General features: G+C 62.0%; 12 protein-coding genes. 5 read left to right on the top strand and 7 right to left on the bottom strand.

All coding sequences use genetic code 11. From position 1 onward, the window contains the following. Positions 1 to 896 precede the first annotated feature (896 nt). Positions 897 to 1400: an Lrp/AsnC family transcriptional regulator gene (locus AU252_RS05235; protein WP_058929815.1), complete on the bottom strand. Its 504-nt coding sequence runs from the start codon at positions 1398 to 1400 to the stop codon at positions 897 to 899. 92 nt (positions 1401 to 1492) lie between these two features. Between AU252_RS05235 and hisC the strand changes: the two genes are divergently transcribed. Both hisC and AU252_RS05225 read left to right on the top strand, forming a co-directional pair. Further along, the gene (gene hisC, locus AU252_RS05230; protein ID WP_058929814.1) at positions 1493 to 2590 is read left to right on the top strand and encodes a histidinol-phosphate transaminase; all 1098 of its coding nucleotides are present in this window, start codon (positions 1493 to 1495) and stop codon (positions 2588 to 2590) included. Positions 2591 to 2644: 54 nt separating this feature from the next. Beyond that, the gene (locus AU252_RS05225; RefSeq protein WP_058929813.1) at positions 2645 to 4057 is read left to right on the top strand and encodes an amino acid permease; all 1413 of its coding nucleotides are present in this window, start codon (positions 2645 to 2647) and stop codon (positions 4055 to 4057) included. Between the two features lie 1151 nt (positions 4058 to 5208). Here the strand turns inward: AU252_RS05225 and AU252_RS24970 are convergent. Then, the gene (locus AU252_RS24970; RefSeq protein ID WP_430929467.1) at positions 5209 to 6018 is read right to left on the bottom strand and encodes a GIY-YIG nuclease family protein; all 810 of its coding nucleotides are present in this window, start codon (positions 6016 to 6018) and stop codon (positions 5209 to 5211) included. A 52-nt stretch (positions 6019 to 6070) separates the two neighbouring features. Here AU252_RS24970 and AU252_RS05220 point away from each other — a divergent pair, with 52 nt between their 5' ends. Beyond that, positions 6071 to 6529, top strand: coding sequence for an amino acid permease (locus tag AU252_RS05220; protein ID WP_240484322.1), 459 nt, complete (start codon positions 6071 to 6073; stop codon positions 6527 to 6529). Between the two features lie 143 nt (positions 6530 to 6672). Then, the gene (locus tag AU252_RS24445; RefSeq protein WP_058929812.1) at positions 6673 to 6888 is read left to right on the top strand and encodes a hypothetical protein; all 216 of its coding nucleotides are present in this window, start codon (positions 6673 to 6675) and stop codon (positions 6886 to 6888) included. 167 nt (positions 6889 to 7055) lie between these two features. Here the strand turns inward: AU252_RS24445 and AU252_RS05210 are convergent, their stop codons facing one another. The 5 genes from AU252_RS05210 to AU252_RS05185 form a co-directional block, all read right to left on the bottom strand. Then, positions 7056 to 7400, bottom strand: a complete 345-nt coding sequence (locus tag AU252_RS05210) for a hypothetical protein (protein WP_157768936.1) — start codon at positions 7398 to 7400, stop codon at positions 7056 to 7058. A gap of 37 nt (positions 7401 to 7437) precedes the next feature. Further along, entirely contained in the window at positions 7438 to 8481 is a 1044-nt protein-coding gene (mcrC, locus tag AU252_RS05205) for a 5-methylcytosine-specific restriction endonuclease system specificity protein McrC (RefSeq protein ID WP_058929810.1), read from the bottom strand. Then, positions 8478 to 10721, bottom strand: a complete 2244-nt coding sequence (locus AU252_RS23060; protein ID WP_240484321.1) for an AAA family ATPase — start codon at positions 10719 to 10721, stop codon at positions 8478 to 8480. Before AU252_RS23060 ends, mcrC begins: the two co-directional genes overlap by 4 nt. 558 nt (positions 10722 to 11279) lie before the next feature. After that, positions 11280 to 11498, bottom strand: coding sequence for a hypothetical protein (locus AU252_RS05190; RefSeq protein WP_157768935.1), 219 nt, complete (start codon positions 11496 to 11498; stop codon positions 11280 to 11282). A gap of 11 nt (positions 11499 to 11509) precedes the next feature. Beyond that, positions 11510 to 11881: a hypothetical protein gene (locus tag AU252_RS05185; protein ID WP_157768934.1), complete on the bottom strand. Its 372-nt coding sequence runs from the start codon at positions 11879 to 11881 to the stop codon at positions 11510 to 11512. A gap of 223 nt (positions 11882 to 12104) precedes the next feature. On the opposite strand from AU252_RS05185, the gene AU252_RS05180 reads away from it, so the two are divergent. Beyond that, a complete protein-coding gene (locus tag AU252_RS05180; RefSeq protein WP_276203746.1) occupies positions 12105 to 15227 on the top strand; it encodes a DUF3427 domain-containing protein in 3123 nt (1040 codons plus the stop codon). Positions 15228 to 15278 lie beyond the last annotated feature (51 nt).

The following is a 15278-nucleotide window of genomic DNA, read 5'->3' as shown; positions in this document are numbered from 1 at the left end:
GCGCGGCCATGTAGATGCCGGATCGAGCGCGTGAATGTTCGGTCCGTCCTCGCTGGCTTCCAAAACACTTCCCCACAGAACTGACGAGTGAGGATCATTCGCCGGAAGGGGAGTGGACGGTGCAAACACTACGAGAGCAGGACTCTCCCAAAGAATCTCAGGACTTGGCGTTCAGCGCAGTGTTGGTCACCCATACCGTCGTTGCACCTCAAGTTCGCGAGGTTCGCTCGGTACCTCGAAGGCTCCGTCGACTGGGAAAGGGGTCTTTCTTCGCAATCATTTATTACGGTCCGTAGAATGCTTGAGGCGGCCAGGACGTCCTCGACGCAACCGTCCTTAGAAGCCGAAGGCGTCGACGAGCTACGTCCAATCTGTGGCTTTGCTGTCTGGTCACGTCGCCTCCGCTCCTGGCTCCGAGCTTGCCATCCCCCACTGCTGGATGATGTCTCTCTGGTGACGACTGTGCCGTTCGCGCTGCAGTACACCGTCCGGGTACTCCTGCGGGTGCCGTCCTTGCTGTAGGGCAGCACCCCCTTCCCTGATTCGGGTACTGGACGGCTGAGGTCAGATGATGCGTCTGGTTTCTTAGATCGCGGATCTCTTCCGATGCAATTCCCACGAGGTCTCCGTAGACCGTTGTTGTCTGCTCCCACGCTGCCTCCAAAGTGGCGCGCGAGCCGCGGAGTCTGTGACAAGCAGTCGACGGGAGCCTGGACGCGAATCTGGTCCGAGTCGTCGTCTACGAATGTCAGGAAGGTGCCGAGAGCCTTAACGTGAGGATCACTTCTGATTTGTTCTGCATCGTGCACCGGGCATGCAGCGACACCGGCGGCGTCGAATTTTGAAAAGACAGCAATTCGCAGGAGAAAATCCTGTGCCCATTTGTAAGCCTCCATTTAGTTGCGCTGCGGGGATTCCTGCTCCGACAGCCGGCTCAGGAGGCCGTCGTAGCGGGGCGGCATAAGTTCCAGCACGGAAATGGCCGTGCTGGTCCGTTGGATCCCCTCGATTTCCAGGATCTGGTTGGTGATGCGGTAGAGATCGGCCGTGCTGCGGGCCACCACCTTGGCCATGAGGTCCGCGTCCCCGGTGGTGGCGTGCACCTCGATGACCTCCGGAATCGCGGCGAGCCCGTCTTCCACCGCACCCGTCCGGGTCTGGCTGATGGACAGCGAGAGGAAAGCCATCAGGTCATAACCAAGCGCGGCGGGATCCAGTCTCCGGCTGAAGGAGCGGAGGGCGCCGCTGCGCTCGAGCCGTGCCAGCCGGGCATGGACCGTGTTCCGTGCGACGCCGAGCGTCCGCGAGAGTGCCAGGGCGCTGGCTTCGGGATCCTTGTCGAGGGCCAGGATGATCCTGCCGTCGAGGGAATCCACGGTGCGGGGGTGCGGGATGGTCATATTTTCACCACAGACAGTAGAAGTTGAGCAGAAGTCCCAATGGGTTGAGCGTATCTTGCATTGTGCGCCGGGTCACAACATGATCGTTCCTCATGACCCGTGATCAGCTCCTGACCGCACCGGACACCGCGCTCCCCACCCTCCGTGGCGCGGTGGCCGGACTTCCGCCCTACGTCCCGGGCCGGCGCAGCGCCGGGACGGACATGGCAGCCCTCGCCAGCAACGAAAGCCACTACGAACCGCTGCCCGCGGCCGCCGCTGCGGTGGCCGCAGCGGCCGGTACCATGAACCGCTACCCGGACAGCGCCGCCGTCGAACTCCGTGAACGGATTGCCCGCCACCTCGGCGTCACGGCCGCGGAGGTCGCGGCGGGACCCGGCAGCGTCGGTGTCCTCCAGCAGATCATTACCGGCCTTTGCGATGCCGGGGATGAAGTGATCTTCGCGTGGCGCTCGTTCGAGGCCTACCCCATCCTGGTCGAACTGGCAGGCGCCCTGCCGGTCCGCATCCCGCTGGACGACCGTGAGGGCCACGACCTCGATGCCATGGCCGCGGCCGTCACTGCCCGCACGAAGGTGATCCTGCTCTGCACCCCCAACAATCCGACCGGCGTGCCGATCAGCCATGAACGGATCGAGGCGTTCCTGCAATCCGTCCGCTCCGACATCCTCGTGGTGATCGACGAGGCCTATGTGGAATACGCCGAAGCGGGCAGCGGCCCCGATTCCCTGGCCCTCTACCGCCAGTACCCGAACGTCTGCATCCTGCGCACCTTCTCGAAGGCCTACGGACTCGCCGGCCTGCGCGTGGGATACGCCGTGGCGGCGCCGGCCATCGCTGAGGGACTGCGCCGGACCGCGCTTCCCTTCTCCGTGAGCGCGCTGGCCCAGAAGGCGGCCGTCGCGTCGCTGGACGCCGGGGAGGAGATTGAAGCGCGGGTGGCCGCCGTCAGGCAGGAACGCGCACGGATGGCCGCGCAGCTGGAAGCCCAGGGCTGGAAACTGCAGGCGAGCCAGGGCAACTTCCTGTGGATCCGTGCGGATGACGATCTCTGCGCGAGGCTGGTGGACGCGTTTGACCGCGCAGGCATCCTGGTCCGGGCGTACCAGGGGGACGGTGTGCGGATCACCGTCGCCAGCCCCGCCTCCAACGATCGTGTGCTCCGGCTTCTGGAATCCCACTCAGCCTGAAAAACGACTGACCTGAAAACCCAATCCGTTCCGCCTACAACCAGAGGACTCCCCATGGAACAACAGACAATGACGTCTGGCCGCGCACTGGGCGCCGCACTCAAACCCCGCCAGCTCACGATGATGGGGCTCGGAAGCGCCATCGGCGCGGGCCTCTTCATCGGCTCCGGAGCCGGCATCCAGGCTGCCGGCCCGGCCGTGCTGATCTCCTACCTCGTGGCCGGCACGCTCATCATCCTGGTGATGTGGGCCCTCGGCGAGATGGCCGCCGCCAACCCGGACAGCGGCGCCTTCTCCGTCTATACCGCCAAGGCCTACGGGCCGGTGGCCGGTGCCACGGTGGGCTGGCTCTGGTGGCTGCAGCTCGTGGTGGTCATCGCCGCGGAAGCGCTCGGTGCGGCGGGCCTGCTGTCCACCATCTTCCCGGCCCTGCCGGTGTGGCTGATGGCCTTCGTGTTCATCGTGGTGCTCACCGCTGTGAACCTCACCAGCGTGAAGAACTTCGGCGAGTTCGAGTTCTGGTTCGCCCTGCTCAAGGTGGCGGCAATCGTCGGGTTCCTCCTGGTGGGCGCTGCCCTGCTCTTTGGCTGGCTGCCGGGCGTTCAGTCGCCGGGCCTGGCCAACTTCACCGGAGACGGATTCGCGCCCGATGGCTTCGCCGGGATCGCGACGGCGCTCTTCGTGGTGGCGTTCGCGTTCGGCGGCACCGAGATCGTGTCCGTGGCGGCAGCTGAGACCGCGGAGCCTGCCCGCAGCGTGCGGACAGCGGTCCGGACGGTGCTGTGGCGCATCCTGGTCTTCTACATCGGTGCGATCTTCGTTATCGCGGCAGTGGTTCCCGTGGGTTCGGCCGGGCTGAAGAGCCCGTTCGCCGCAGTGCTGGAAGCCGCCGGCATGCCCGGCGCAGCCACAGCCATCACCCTGGTGGCCGTGGCGGCGCTGCTCTCCGCCCTCAACGCCAACCTGTACGGCGCCTCCCGGATGGCGTACTCCCTCGCCGACCGGGGTGAAGCACCACGCCTGCTTGCCTCAGTGTCCAAGGCGCGTGTGCCGGTTGTCGCAGTCCTGGCCAGCGTCGCTTTCGGCGTTGTCACGGTTGTGCTGGAGCTGGCGTTCCCGGAGAAGGTCCTTCCCGTCCTGCTCAACATCGTGGGCTCGACGTGCCTGCTGGTGTGGACATCCGCGCTCCTCGCCCAGCTCGCGCTGCGTCTCCGCGCCAACCGCGAGGGTACGGAGCTTCCCCTGCGGATGCCCGGCTTCCCGTGGCTCACGTGCTTTGGCCTGCTCATCCTCGCGGCGATCTTCACGGTGGGCTTCATCGGCGAGGATTCCCGTCCCCAGCTCCTGAGCACTTTCGCGCTCGTGGCGCTGCTGGCGGTGGCAAACTGGCTCCACCACCGTTCCGGGAAGGTTGCGGGCCGGGTTGAAGCGGCGGAGGGTGACAAGCAGCCGGTTCTCATCGACTGAATCAGGTGCTTTGAACCCATTCGTGGGTTCGGTGTCCCTCGGAGGGCGCGTCCGGTCTGGCCGGGCGCGCCCCTAGCTCCGGGTCTGCGTGTTCAGGTCATCGTGCTGGACGAGCGAGCGTGCAGCACGATGACCCATACGTTCAGAAGGAAGTCATCCAGCTAGCCTACTAATCGGCCGTGGCAGAGCCTTCCATTGATAACAGTCCTGAGGTACTAGACGGTGACGTTGAACTGTCGTCCGCAGTGTCCGCACTTCATAAGGCCACCCGTGAGACGAGTGAAGGGCCCGAGTTTGCGCCCGCACCCGGGACAAGGAACGTAGATCAGCCCATTGACGCGTCGTGTTGCCATGTTTCATCCTTCCGGAACGTGCCGCGTGTGCGCCGATGTCGCTCGATGAGCGCTGTTTAACGGTGTACTGAGAACGATGAGTTAGCTTTCAAGCCGGTCCCACGTCCCGTACCGCTCGGCTTCCCCGACGGATGCGGGGTCGTGCTACGTTCCGCTTTCACTCTACGAACGGGGTGTGACAATAACATGCTGCGCACCAGCTGTGCCTGTGGCTTTGCTCGCTGGATGATTGGAGGGCTTGATCGATTTGCGTCATGCCTGCTGGTATAGAGACACCCTTGCCTGTGGGGCGTCTAATGCAAGCGGTGTTTGAAACCACTTTGTTCCAAATTCATGCCATGCAAGACGGCCATCTGTTTCCAAGTTCATGCCATGCAAGACGGCCTGAGAGCCGCAGGAATTTGAGCTACCTACAAATCACTTAATGCCCCCCACCAAACATTGAAATCCAGCGCCGATGCAGAATGCCGACGTGCTACCGGGATACCTGCGAAGGGCCTCGACCGGGGCGCCCCGGCTATGTGCGGCTGATGACAATGACGAAAACCTCAGACACTTGGCATTTTTCTGAACCGCGGAAGTATACAAGGTTGGCGCTCAAGCCGCGCAACTAAACCGGACCGATTGCGCGGTGTCTTCTTTGCCTGGAGCCTCCACTGCCTCGCCTCAGCGGTGGGACTGTCGCCACACCCGGCCACTCACTGCCGAGCCGGTGGAAAGTCCACAGTGGCGCACCGCATAACCTCTTCTCAGCGTTCCTGACCGAAGGCCATTGTCTTAGCCTCAGCCTAGGAAAAGTCAGTCAAGTTTCGTCGCTTGTTCTCTCGATTCCACAGGTCTGCGGATCCGGGATCGACCGGGTTCTATCTCTCCCCGATCTCGCAGTTTGGCGATGTAGTCTCCGACTGTACTTGTGTGCACCCCCACTCGTGCGGCTATCTGGGACCGAGTCCACCGTTGCTCGTAAAGCGTCTTGGTTAACGCCATTCGTTCCGTAATCGTGTCTCCCTTTGAGGTTGTTGGTATCGCGCGAAGGGCCGAAGTGCGGCGTTCGGTCTCCTCCGCGGGATCGACCTTTCTCAAACGTCGTGCTCCTAAAGCGTTGCGTTGCATCTCAGCCGCTGCGGCACTGGTGTGCCGCTGTTCTGGGGTCAAGCCGTCGCGGTTCAGCGGCGGCTTCAGCGACGCGCGCAGAGACTTCTCGGTGCTTTCCACGAGTGAGGCCGAAACGACTACAAAGGACATGGATAAGTTATTGTTCATCCAGCCTGTTAACTGCATCTCGTGTTCCCGGACTAGACCAGGATGCGCTGAATTCCCTCGCCACTCGGCCTGCAAACCCATTAGCGACGCAAGCGCCCTCCGGAGAGTTGACTGGGATGTAGGGAGTTTATGATGCTTGGCGCGAGTGCGGAGAGACGTCGCTCGTCCGAAATAAATCAGGTCACCCTGCCGAATGGGAGTCAGTGTAGGAGGCCAATTGAAATCCTTTGGGAGATCGCCCTGGAGAAACCACCTATACACACCTGACAACGGTGGCGTGGCGACCCAGGCCTTTTCACAAGATTCGATGTCCGTCCATTCATGACCTCCGGGTGATGCTTCCATCGTCAAATGTTAGCCAAAGCTGCAAGAGATTCTGAAAGATGGGGCGTCGGCGTTGTCGGACTTACCTAGCGGCGCCGTGTTCCTGGCCGGCCCGGTGGTGGCGCAGTTCGCCTCCCGCCTCGCCGCGCAGGCCAGCGCGTCACGGTTGCTGTACGCGATGGGCCGCGACTCGGTCCTGCCCAAGGCGGTCTTCGGCAGGCTCAGCGAGAAGTTCCACACCCCGGTGGCGAACCTGGTGATCACCGGCATCGTGGGCCTCATCGCGATCTTCCTGGACGTGGCCACCTCGACGTCGTTCATCAACTTTGGTGCCTTCACTGCCTTCACGCTGGTGAACGCCTCGGTGGTGTTCCACTATGTGCGCCAGCGCCGGGCCGGGCACCAGCTGAACCCGGTGTCCTACGTGATGGTCCCGGTGATCGGCGCCGTCATCTGCGCCTACCTGCTCTCCCAGCTGGACAGTAACGCCATTACGCTGGGAGTGTGCTGGGTGTGGTGGTCCTGGCCCTGATCACCCGGGGCTTCAAGGCTGCTCCGCCGGAGATGACGGCCACTGAGAAGGCGACGGTCGAGGCGGCCGCCTGAACCTGACAGTTTGTTTTGTGACCGCCGGGCCGAGGGAAGGAACAGCCGTGAGGATAGCGCTGGGGGCAGTTGGAGTCGGGCACCGACATCCGGGCGAACCTCGCCGCGATCGACCGTTTCGCCGCCGAGGCCACCCTAGACGGCGCCGGGCTGGTCGCCTTTCCGGAGTACGCCACGTACTCCCGCCATGAACCCGCCAGCCAGGTTCCCGCGGTAACCCGGGTGATCGAATCTGAACTTTGTTGTCATGCTGCCATCAGACTGGCGTTGAGCAAATCTCTGTGACTGTGGGACGACCCCCTAGCGCCTCTGTTTATCGCCATGACAGAGAGAAGGTCATCCCGCGCGCGACACCTTGTGGCTTCGGTTTCTTCAATGTCAGCCGCCTGGACAGAGGGGCAGATGACTACCGCCACCGGGTGATCATGGGCAAAGCGCTGCACCCATACGTCCTAGGGCGCCGTGTCAGGCCAGAGAAGCGCATCAAGCGTTTCGTGCATCAGGTTGCGCGCATCTAGGCCGCCAGGTCGGTTCTTCGTGCCGTAGATCCTGACGCCAGGAAGCTTCATCTCATCCGTAATCAGGAGGCCTTCCACGAGATGCACTATCTTGTGTTCCTTCACGTCAGGAGCTTCTGGGTCACCCAGCGATACTTCGTATCGGCGCCGAATCTTCTCCGTGACCTCGTCGTACCGGGCATTGACCTCCGAATGTGACATCGGGATTGGGCGCTCAGGGTTCACGGTGGTGATCTCTACTTGCTCGAGAACTTCCCTTTTGTCACGGAGTCTTGCCATCGCGGCAGGGTCAGCGAGCAAGAAAAGCGACTCAGTCTTAAAGCCATCCGATAATGTCTTCGAGCTGAGCGCTGAGATACTGCCAGGGTTGGTTTAGGTCGAGGGTTCGCGCGCCTATTCGATTGCCTTGGATTACGACGTCAAGGTCGGGCTGCTCTACGGCATCGGTACGCGCGTATAGAAGCATTCCGCTGACGGACCCGTCGCGCAGGGTGTCCTCGTTCTTCACATATGAAAACACTTGGTACAGATTCGTCGAATGGACGGTCGCCTTGCCCCATGTTCCGGTCTGCATCGAATGGCTGTAGTACTTCGCGTCGATGATGAGAGTGCGCCCGCGGTTGCGGAGCGTGACGTCGGTACGCATCAAGGGCAGTTGCAAGTTTGGGCTCCGCGGCTCATCGAGGTCCCAATCAACGGTTGGCGCGCCGGAGGAGACCTCGGGATGGTGGACCCGGTAGTACTCACGCAGGAACCGTTCGTACAGAGCGCTCATCGCATCATCCGAAACCCACGATGTGAGCTTCGAGGTTCCGGAGTCCTGGGTGGGGAGGAGTCCGCGGACGATCAGCTCGCAGACGCCGAGGAGCAGCCGGTAAGTGGCGTTGGCGCGGTGGTATGTGAGCATGTGCCACCGGATCGACGTCGGTGCCACCAGCGTCACGGCGTCCAAGTATGGCAGGAGCCGCCGCAGAGCGTCTTTGCGCGCCATGGCGACGTCGCTGTGGCGGATGAGGAGCACAATGACCGACTTCAGTGCCCGGTTATGGGGCGTGTCTGGTTCGTACTCGTCAAACTCGCACACTAGCCGCCCACGGGTGTTTGAGCGGGTGGCAATAGTGCGAGTCACGTCGATCCGGCCGCGGACGGTGGCAATTTCGTCGCTGCGGTGAAGGTAATCTCGATGAAGACCGCGCTTGACCTGCGCGCCGACGCCACGTACAAGGATCTCCGCTAGCAGGTCATGAATGTGATCGAATGGCTCGGCGGCAATCCTGTCATTGCCATCGCTGCGGATCGCTCGGAATGCATACGTCATCATGACGTACACGTTGCGAATCATGATCGAGCGGTCGTTCATGCGACGGCACTCCGGAGCTTGCCCGCCCACTCCTCGGCCTTGGTGGGCTCGTCGAACCAGTACTCGTCGAGCAGTGGAATGAGTTCGTCCTCGACGACGGAGTAGAGCCAGGCGTCGTCGGCGTCGCTGCCCGCAGGAAGTGTGAGGTAGCTGTGCCCGATCGCAAATCCCTGGCCGAGTGCTGGGTCGTTGGTTATGGCCCTGTTGAGGTCGACGACGGCGGTGATGAGGCGGTCGAGGGTGGGGCTGCCGGCCTCTTGCTGCCACCGGGTGAATCCGTCCGAGCCGAACCCGGGGGACATCTCGAAAAACCCGAAACGACGGCGCAGCGCGTAGTCGAGCACGGCCAGGCTTCGATCTGCGGTATTCATCATCCCGATGATGTGGACGTTCGCCGGTACAGAGAAGGTCTCGTTCTTGTAGACCAGGCGCAGTTCTTGTCCGCGCTTGTCGGCCTCGATGAGCATGAGCAGCTCGCCGAAGATCTTGGAGATGTTGCCGCGGTTGATTTCGTCGACGATGAAGAAGTAGGGCCGGTCATCGTCGTCGGCGCGGGCTTCCTCGCAAAACCGGTAAAACGCTCCCTCGGCGAGCGTAAATCCGCCTGTCTCGGTGGGCCGGTAGCCCATCATGAAATCTTCGTAGGAATAGCTCTGATGAAACTGAACTGTCTGGATCCGGCTCGGGTCCTTCACTCCTAGCATCGAGTAGGCCAGGCGTTTGGCCGCGAAGGTCTTGCCGACACCCGGCGGACCAGCGAGGATGACGTTCTTCTTTCGCAACAGCAAGGAGCGCAGCCGGTCGTAGCCGGTATCGGATAGATAGACCTCGTTGAGAAACGCGGCCCTGTCGTAGGACGGGAGTGGCGTCGCCGGGAGGGGTGGCCCCGGCTCAACATCGCCGGTGACAAGAGCCTCAAGTTTCTCGACGTAGTCGCGGTACGTCGTGATGTCGGTGAGCGTTTTTGTTGCAGCGTCCCCGGGGTGCTCCCAGGACCCCGTGTGGGTCCACTTCACCGAACGGACGTGGCGGAACGAGGCGCGGTCCGGTTCGAACCGTCCGCCGGAGGTGACCTCGCCGCGACCGACGATCTCACGGCGGCCGCGTTTGGCGTAGACGATGTCGCCCAAGGCGATCTCGTTCTGGAACTGCCACACCGCCAGGACGGCGTTCCTCATTGAACCGCCACTCTCCTCGACGTCGAGGGCCTGACGGATCGCCTCCCGGTTCGGGTACGAAGCCAGGTTGTCCAGCTTATCCCAGCCGATCGCCATGATGTCGCTGGCCGAGAACTCCGGCCACTCCGAGGCTTGCGCTCCGGGAGAGTAGAGCCAGTAGTGGCGCGGACGAGGTTCGGCCAACGCGGCGATTTCGGCGGCAGCAGGGTCGTTTTCGCCGGCGGAGGAGTCCCAAAGCTCTACAACACCCGGGGTCCAAAAGTGGAACTGTCGCTCGACCGAGCGGGCCAGAGCGGTGCGGATGGCCAATAGGTCACGGTCGATCGACGCTGGGTCGCTGCCTGTCACTCCACCGATTTGATCGGCAAGTCCGTCGCGGATCCTTTGCTTCATTCCCGCGGATGAGATTGGTTCGAAGACGTCGGGACGGGCGAGGAACTGCAGCGCGTTCCGGATGTCGGAACGGTCGTTGCCGGAGGAAAGCATGGCTTGTTGGAGCTTCCACGGATCGGCCCGGGCGACCTCCCGTTCGTCCTCGGGCAGACCGTTCCAATAGCGTACGAAGGAAGCTATCCAGATGACGTGCCGCCACATCGCGCTGTTGTACCAGGGGCCAGGTTCGAAGCCAGCGGTCCCGGTTGGGCGGCCCAGCCACTTCGACACGTGTTCGGGAACCGTCACAGGTGAGTCGAGGTGGGATAGAACCCTATCGACATGAGCTCGACGAGTCTCGGGTAGAGCGGAGCGCAGCGGATGCTCGCGCAGGAAGACGATCTCGGCCGCTAGAAGAACGACCTCGTGCGGCGCACCCTGAAGTTGCTGATCGAGTTTGTCCCACTGTCGCTGGTCCGATCCGACAATCAGATTGTCCGCGATCCTGGCCCGAAGCTCCCCGGCTGCCTCGGCCGTCCAGATCGTGGCGTTCGGGTCAATCACGGACCGACCATCTCCGAGCATGTGAGTGATCACCTCACCGGCCTCACGCGCTATCGCCAGGTCAGGGGCCGTGTGGGATGAGGCAACAGCCGCATCCTGATCGTTCTCGAACTGTTCGTTAGTCACTGTCTGCAGTCTCCTCGTCGGCTGAGTCCTTGTCGGGTGATCCTCTCGGGCAGAGCGTACACGCCCCCACAACGGCTTCTGCCAGCTTCGCAAGCAACAAGGGGGTCCGCTGCAGCTCGCTGATCAACCACTGAACCCGGTGGACAGTAGAATCGCGTTGTATTTTTGTGCTCGACGGCGACGAGGGTGACTACTCCGATCTGCGGCCGTCGCAGCGCCGATGCTCAGGATGATGACCCATGGCCGCGAGTCCGCATGCTCATTGCCTGATGGGCGGCATCTTGGTGGCCGTGTCTTGCGTGACCCAGCTGATCTACTCCGGCGAGGTGTTCAAGATTTGGCGTCAGCCGCCAGCTCCATCGCTTTGCCGGAGGCAGCTGTTCGGTGCCTTGTTCCAGGCCGGCCTGGTGGTGTACTTCGACTCTGGCCTTGCTACACAGGCCAGCGCGCCCCGCCTGATGTATGCGATGGGCCGCGACTTCGTCCTGCCCCAGGCCGTCTTCGGCGGGCTCAGCGAGAAGTTCCACACGCCGGTGGTGAACCTGGGGATCACGGACATCATTGGAGCTGATCGGAGATCTTCCTGTACGTGGCCATGTCGTCGTTGTTCATCAACTTCGCCACCGTCACGTTGGCAAGAAGCACGCCATGCTTCAACCCAAGATCAGCTTCCACTGCCCCAACGGATCCACCGACACGCTCCTGCCCGACGCTCTTCTGAGTCCACGCTGTCGCGTCGAAGCCCCCCGGCGCGACGGAGGAGGGGGTCTTCGACATAAGGTCCACGATCAATGGTCTTTGACAGGCCAGTTGCCCTCGGACTTCAGCCGTTTCTCCATGTCCCGAACGTAAAAGGAGGCCTCGCGCACTTCGCCGTTGGGCGCCCTGTTACCGTCCGGCCCCGGGGATCTCTTTTCGTCGAGTTTCAGGAGTCTTTCCCTGTACTCCTCAACACTGGTCCGGCCGTCATATGAGTGCCATATGGCCGTGGCAATGTTGGCCTCTGGAAGTTCGTCTCCATCTTTGCCGCCAGAGCCGAGTCCGTGGGATGCCCCGTTCCATCTGTATTCCCCGCCTTCGTGAAATTCGGGAAAAGAGGATTCCTCGGCCTTGCTCGATGTCTGGTCCTTGGGCCCGCCTTGATATCTAAATATTTTCATTCGGTAAAAGTAGTTCACAACTACGTGCGCAACTGGTCCAACACACCGATTTTCACTGGCAGGCTTTAACCGCTATGCGTGCTTGCTGAAGTTCGAAATGACTCACGTACATGTGTCTTTCGCATTAGTTGAGGCATTCAATGAGACCCTGTTGGTATTTTCACCTCTTGGCTCTTACCCTGGCGCAGTGACTAACTTCATTGGGGGATCGGCACCGAAGCAGCTGCCCGAGGGCTTGTACGAACTTCTAAATACAGATGTGCTAGGCGACCGCTTGCAAGCGACGGAACTGCAGCCTATCTTCCAGGGCATAGATGACGAAGACACTCCGGACATCCTCTCCCGTCACGTTGCTGAGGCCGTCCGCAGGGCCCTGTCCGTTGCCCATCCAGCGGATAGGGTCGGCCTAGCCAACCGCCTTCTCCAAACGCTGCAGAACAGCGACCGCATAGTAGCTGGCCCGACACAACTCCAGTCCCTCCACCGCCCGGACACCCTAAAGCGCCGCCAACTCCGGCGTCCCACCACCAAGCTCAGTGACTCAGCGCTGCTGACAAACAGCAAGGATGAACCGAATCTCGCCGCGGAGCTCCGGGCCGAGATCGAGTCCGCCGACACTGTGGATCTGCTCTGTGCCTTCGTCCGGTGGACGGGCCTTCGCCTGCTCGAGCCCGCCCTGGAGCAGCTCAAGGAGAGGGGCGCCCGCCTGAGAGTCCTGACCACCACCTACATGGGCGCCACGGAACGCCGCGCCATCGACGAGCTCGTCAACCGCTATGGCGCCGAAGTGAAGATCAACTATGAAACCCAAGCCACCCGGCTGCACGCCAAAGCTTGGCTATTCCGCCGGAACTCCGGCTTCGACACGGCCTACGTCGGGAGCTCCAACCTAAGCCAGGCTGCGCTGCTGGATGGCCTGGAATGGAACGTCAGGCTCAGCTCAGTTGGCACGCCCACTCTCTTGCAGAAGTTCGAGGTCACCTTCGACAGCTACTGGGAGCAGCGGGCGTTCCAGAGCTACGATCCGGAACGCGACGGCGAAAAGCTGGACGCAGCATTAGAGCGCAACGGCGGCAGGCGCACCGCAGCGCCGGACGCACCCACCGGGCTCGAAGTCCAGCCGTACCTCCACCAGGAGGAGATGCTTGAAGAGCTGGAAGCCGAGCGGCTCAAAGGTTTTAACCACAACCTCCTGGTCGCCGCCACGGGCACGGGGAAGACAGTCATTGCTGCCCTGGACTACAGGCGCCTCTGTGAGTCGGCCGGCCGCGATCTGAAACTGCTCTTCGTCGCCCACCGACAGGAAATTCTTAAACAAGCCATGCGTACGTACCGTGACGTCATGCAGGACGGCGCCTTCGGTGAACTCTACGTGGGGGAGCACAGGCCGAAAGAGTGGAAGCATATCTTCGCCTCCGTCCAGTCGCTGTCCGCGCTAGGCATCGACCAGCTGGAACCGGACTTCTTCGACGTCGTCGTCATAGATGAATTCCACCACGCCATGGCGCCCACCTATCGACGCATGCTGGATCACCTGAAGCCGCAGCAACTTCTGGGACTCACCGCGACGCCGGAACGCGGCGATGGAGTCGACGTCGCCAAGCAGTTCTTCGACGGGCGCACCGCCAGTGAGCTCAGGCTTTGGGACGCCCTGGACGCGGACCTCCTGGTGCCGTTCCACTACTTCGGCGTCTCGGACGACGTCGACCTGAGCCAGCTGGAATGGAAGCGCGGCAACTACGACACCGTTCAGCTGAACAACGTCTACACCGGTAACGACGCCCGAGCCGCCAAGGTGATCCGCGAACTCCGCGACAAAGTCACCAGCACGGACCAGATGCGGGCCATCGGCTTCTGCGTCTCGGTCCAGCACGCCCATTACATGGCAGAGGTGTTCAACCGTGCCGGCATTGCCTCCGTCGCCGTCGATGGCAGCACCAACGACGCCGACCGCGCAGCAGCGCTGGAGCGCCTCCGCCGGCGGGAGATCAACTGCATCTTCGCCGTCGACCTCTTCAACGAAGGCTTGGACCTGCCGCAGGTGGACACCATCCTGCTGCTCCGGCCCACGCAGAGCGCCACAATCTTCCTCCAGCAGCTTGGGCGGGGGCTGCGCCGTCACGAGGGCAAGGCCGTCCTGACGGTCATGGACTTCATCGGCCAGCAACGGCGAGAGTTCCGCTTTGATCTGCGGTACCGCGCGCTCACAGGCTACGGGCGCAAGGAGCTGGAGAAGGCCGTCGAGGACGAATTCCCTTACCTGCCGTCGGGCTCGCAGATCGTGCTGGACCGGGTGGCGCAGAAAGTGGTGCTGGACAACATCAAGGCACAGCTGTGGTTCAATCGGGCGCAGCTGGTCCGGGATATTGCTTCGTATGCGGAGACCGAGCTGGCGGCATATCTTGAGCAGTCCGGAAATGATATGAAGACGATTTACCGTTCGACCAAGGATTCGTGGACTGGCTACCTCCGCCAGGCTGGCCTGATCGAGGGATTCTCACCTCTGGAGTCGGTCGTCAGCGGGACGATCCAGGACCTGACTTATGCCGACGAAAGGAATCTCCTCGGCCGGATGGCTGCGCTGATTCATGTGGACGATCCGGAACGTGCCGAAGTGTACGCCATGCTCGTACACCGGGAAGCGCCCCGATATGCAGATCTCAGGCCGCGCGAGCAGACGTTTGTGCGGATGCTGTTTTTCACTATGTGGCCAAACGGGGGCGGTTTTCAGACTTACGACGCCGGCCTGGACTTTCTGCGCGGATATCAGTTCATCTGCAACGAGGTCCGCCAGTTAGCGAAGTTCGGAGCGGCCGCGACCAAACACGCGGCCAAAGGCCTGGGCGTCGGGCTGCAGCACATTCCGCTAATGACACACGCCACATACGGCCGCTATGAGGTCTTGGCGGCACTTGGTGCAAAGTCGCTCGAGACCTCTTCGGCTCGAAAGCGAATAAGTACGGGCGGCGTTGATTGGTGCCCAGCCACGGCCACGGATGCGTTCTTCGTGACACTGAACAAGAACGAGAAGAAGCATTCCGCCACCACCATGTACAAGGATTATGCGATCAGTCCGGAGCTGTTTCACTGGGAGTCGCAGAACACGACTTCGCCCAACAGCCCAACCGGGAAGCGGTATTTGGACCGCATGGGGCATGGCTCACACATCCTGCTCTTCACGCGGGATACGTCAGAAGATGAGACCGGCCTGCCCGTTCCGTATAAGTGCCTTGGCCAGGCGGATTACGTGCAGCACTCAGGGGAAAAGCCGATCGCCATCACCTGGAAACTGCACCGGCCAATGCCCGCAGACGTGTATGCGACGGCTGCTGCGGTGGCACAGTGAACACGACGCCTAACGACTGCCCCATCTTTCAAAGCAGGCGGTGCGACGTTC

It is taken from the genome of Pseudarthrobacter sulfonivorans (assembly GCF_001484605.1).
GTDB lineage: Bacteria > Actinomycetota > Actinomycetes > Actinomycetales > Micrococcaceae > Arthrobacter > Arthrobacter sulfonivorans_A.
This window is presented reverse-complemented; position numbering and strand designations above follow the sequence as displayed.

Excerpts from the sequence above, each read along its gene's own strand:
- AU252_RS05235 (WP_058929815.1), bottom strand. The coding sequence starts at position 1,400 with ATGACCATCCCGCACCCCCGCACCGTGGATTCCCTCGACGGCAGGATC.
- hisC (WP_058929814.1), top strand. The coding sequence starts at position 1,493 with ATGACCCGTGATCAGCTCCTGACCGCACCGGACACCGCGCTCCCCACC.
- AU252_RS05225 (WP_058929813.1), top strand. The coding sequence starts at position 2,645 with ATGGAACAACAGACAATGACGTCTGGCCGCGCACTGGGCGCCGCACTC.
- AU252_RS24970 (WP_430929467.1), bottom strand. The coding sequence starts at position 6,018 with ATGGAAGCATCACCCGGAGGTCATGAATGGACGGACATCGAATCTTGT.
- AU252_RS05210 (WP_157768936.1), bottom strand. The coding sequence starts at position 7,400 with ATGGCAAGACTCCGTGACAAAAGGGAAGTTCTCGAGCAAGTAGAGATC.
- mcrC (WP_058929810.1), bottom strand. The coding sequence starts at position 8,481 with ATGAACGACCGCTCGATCATGATTCGCAACGTGTACGTCATGATGACG.
- AU252_RS05190 (WP_157768935.1), bottom strand. The coding sequence starts at position 11,498 with ATGTCGAAGACCCCCTCCTCCGTCGCGCCGGGGGGCTTCGACGCGACA.
- AU252_RS05185 (WP_157768934.1), bottom strand. The coding sequence starts at position 11,881 with ATGAAAATATTTAGATATCAAGGCGGGCCCAAGGACCAGACATCGAGC.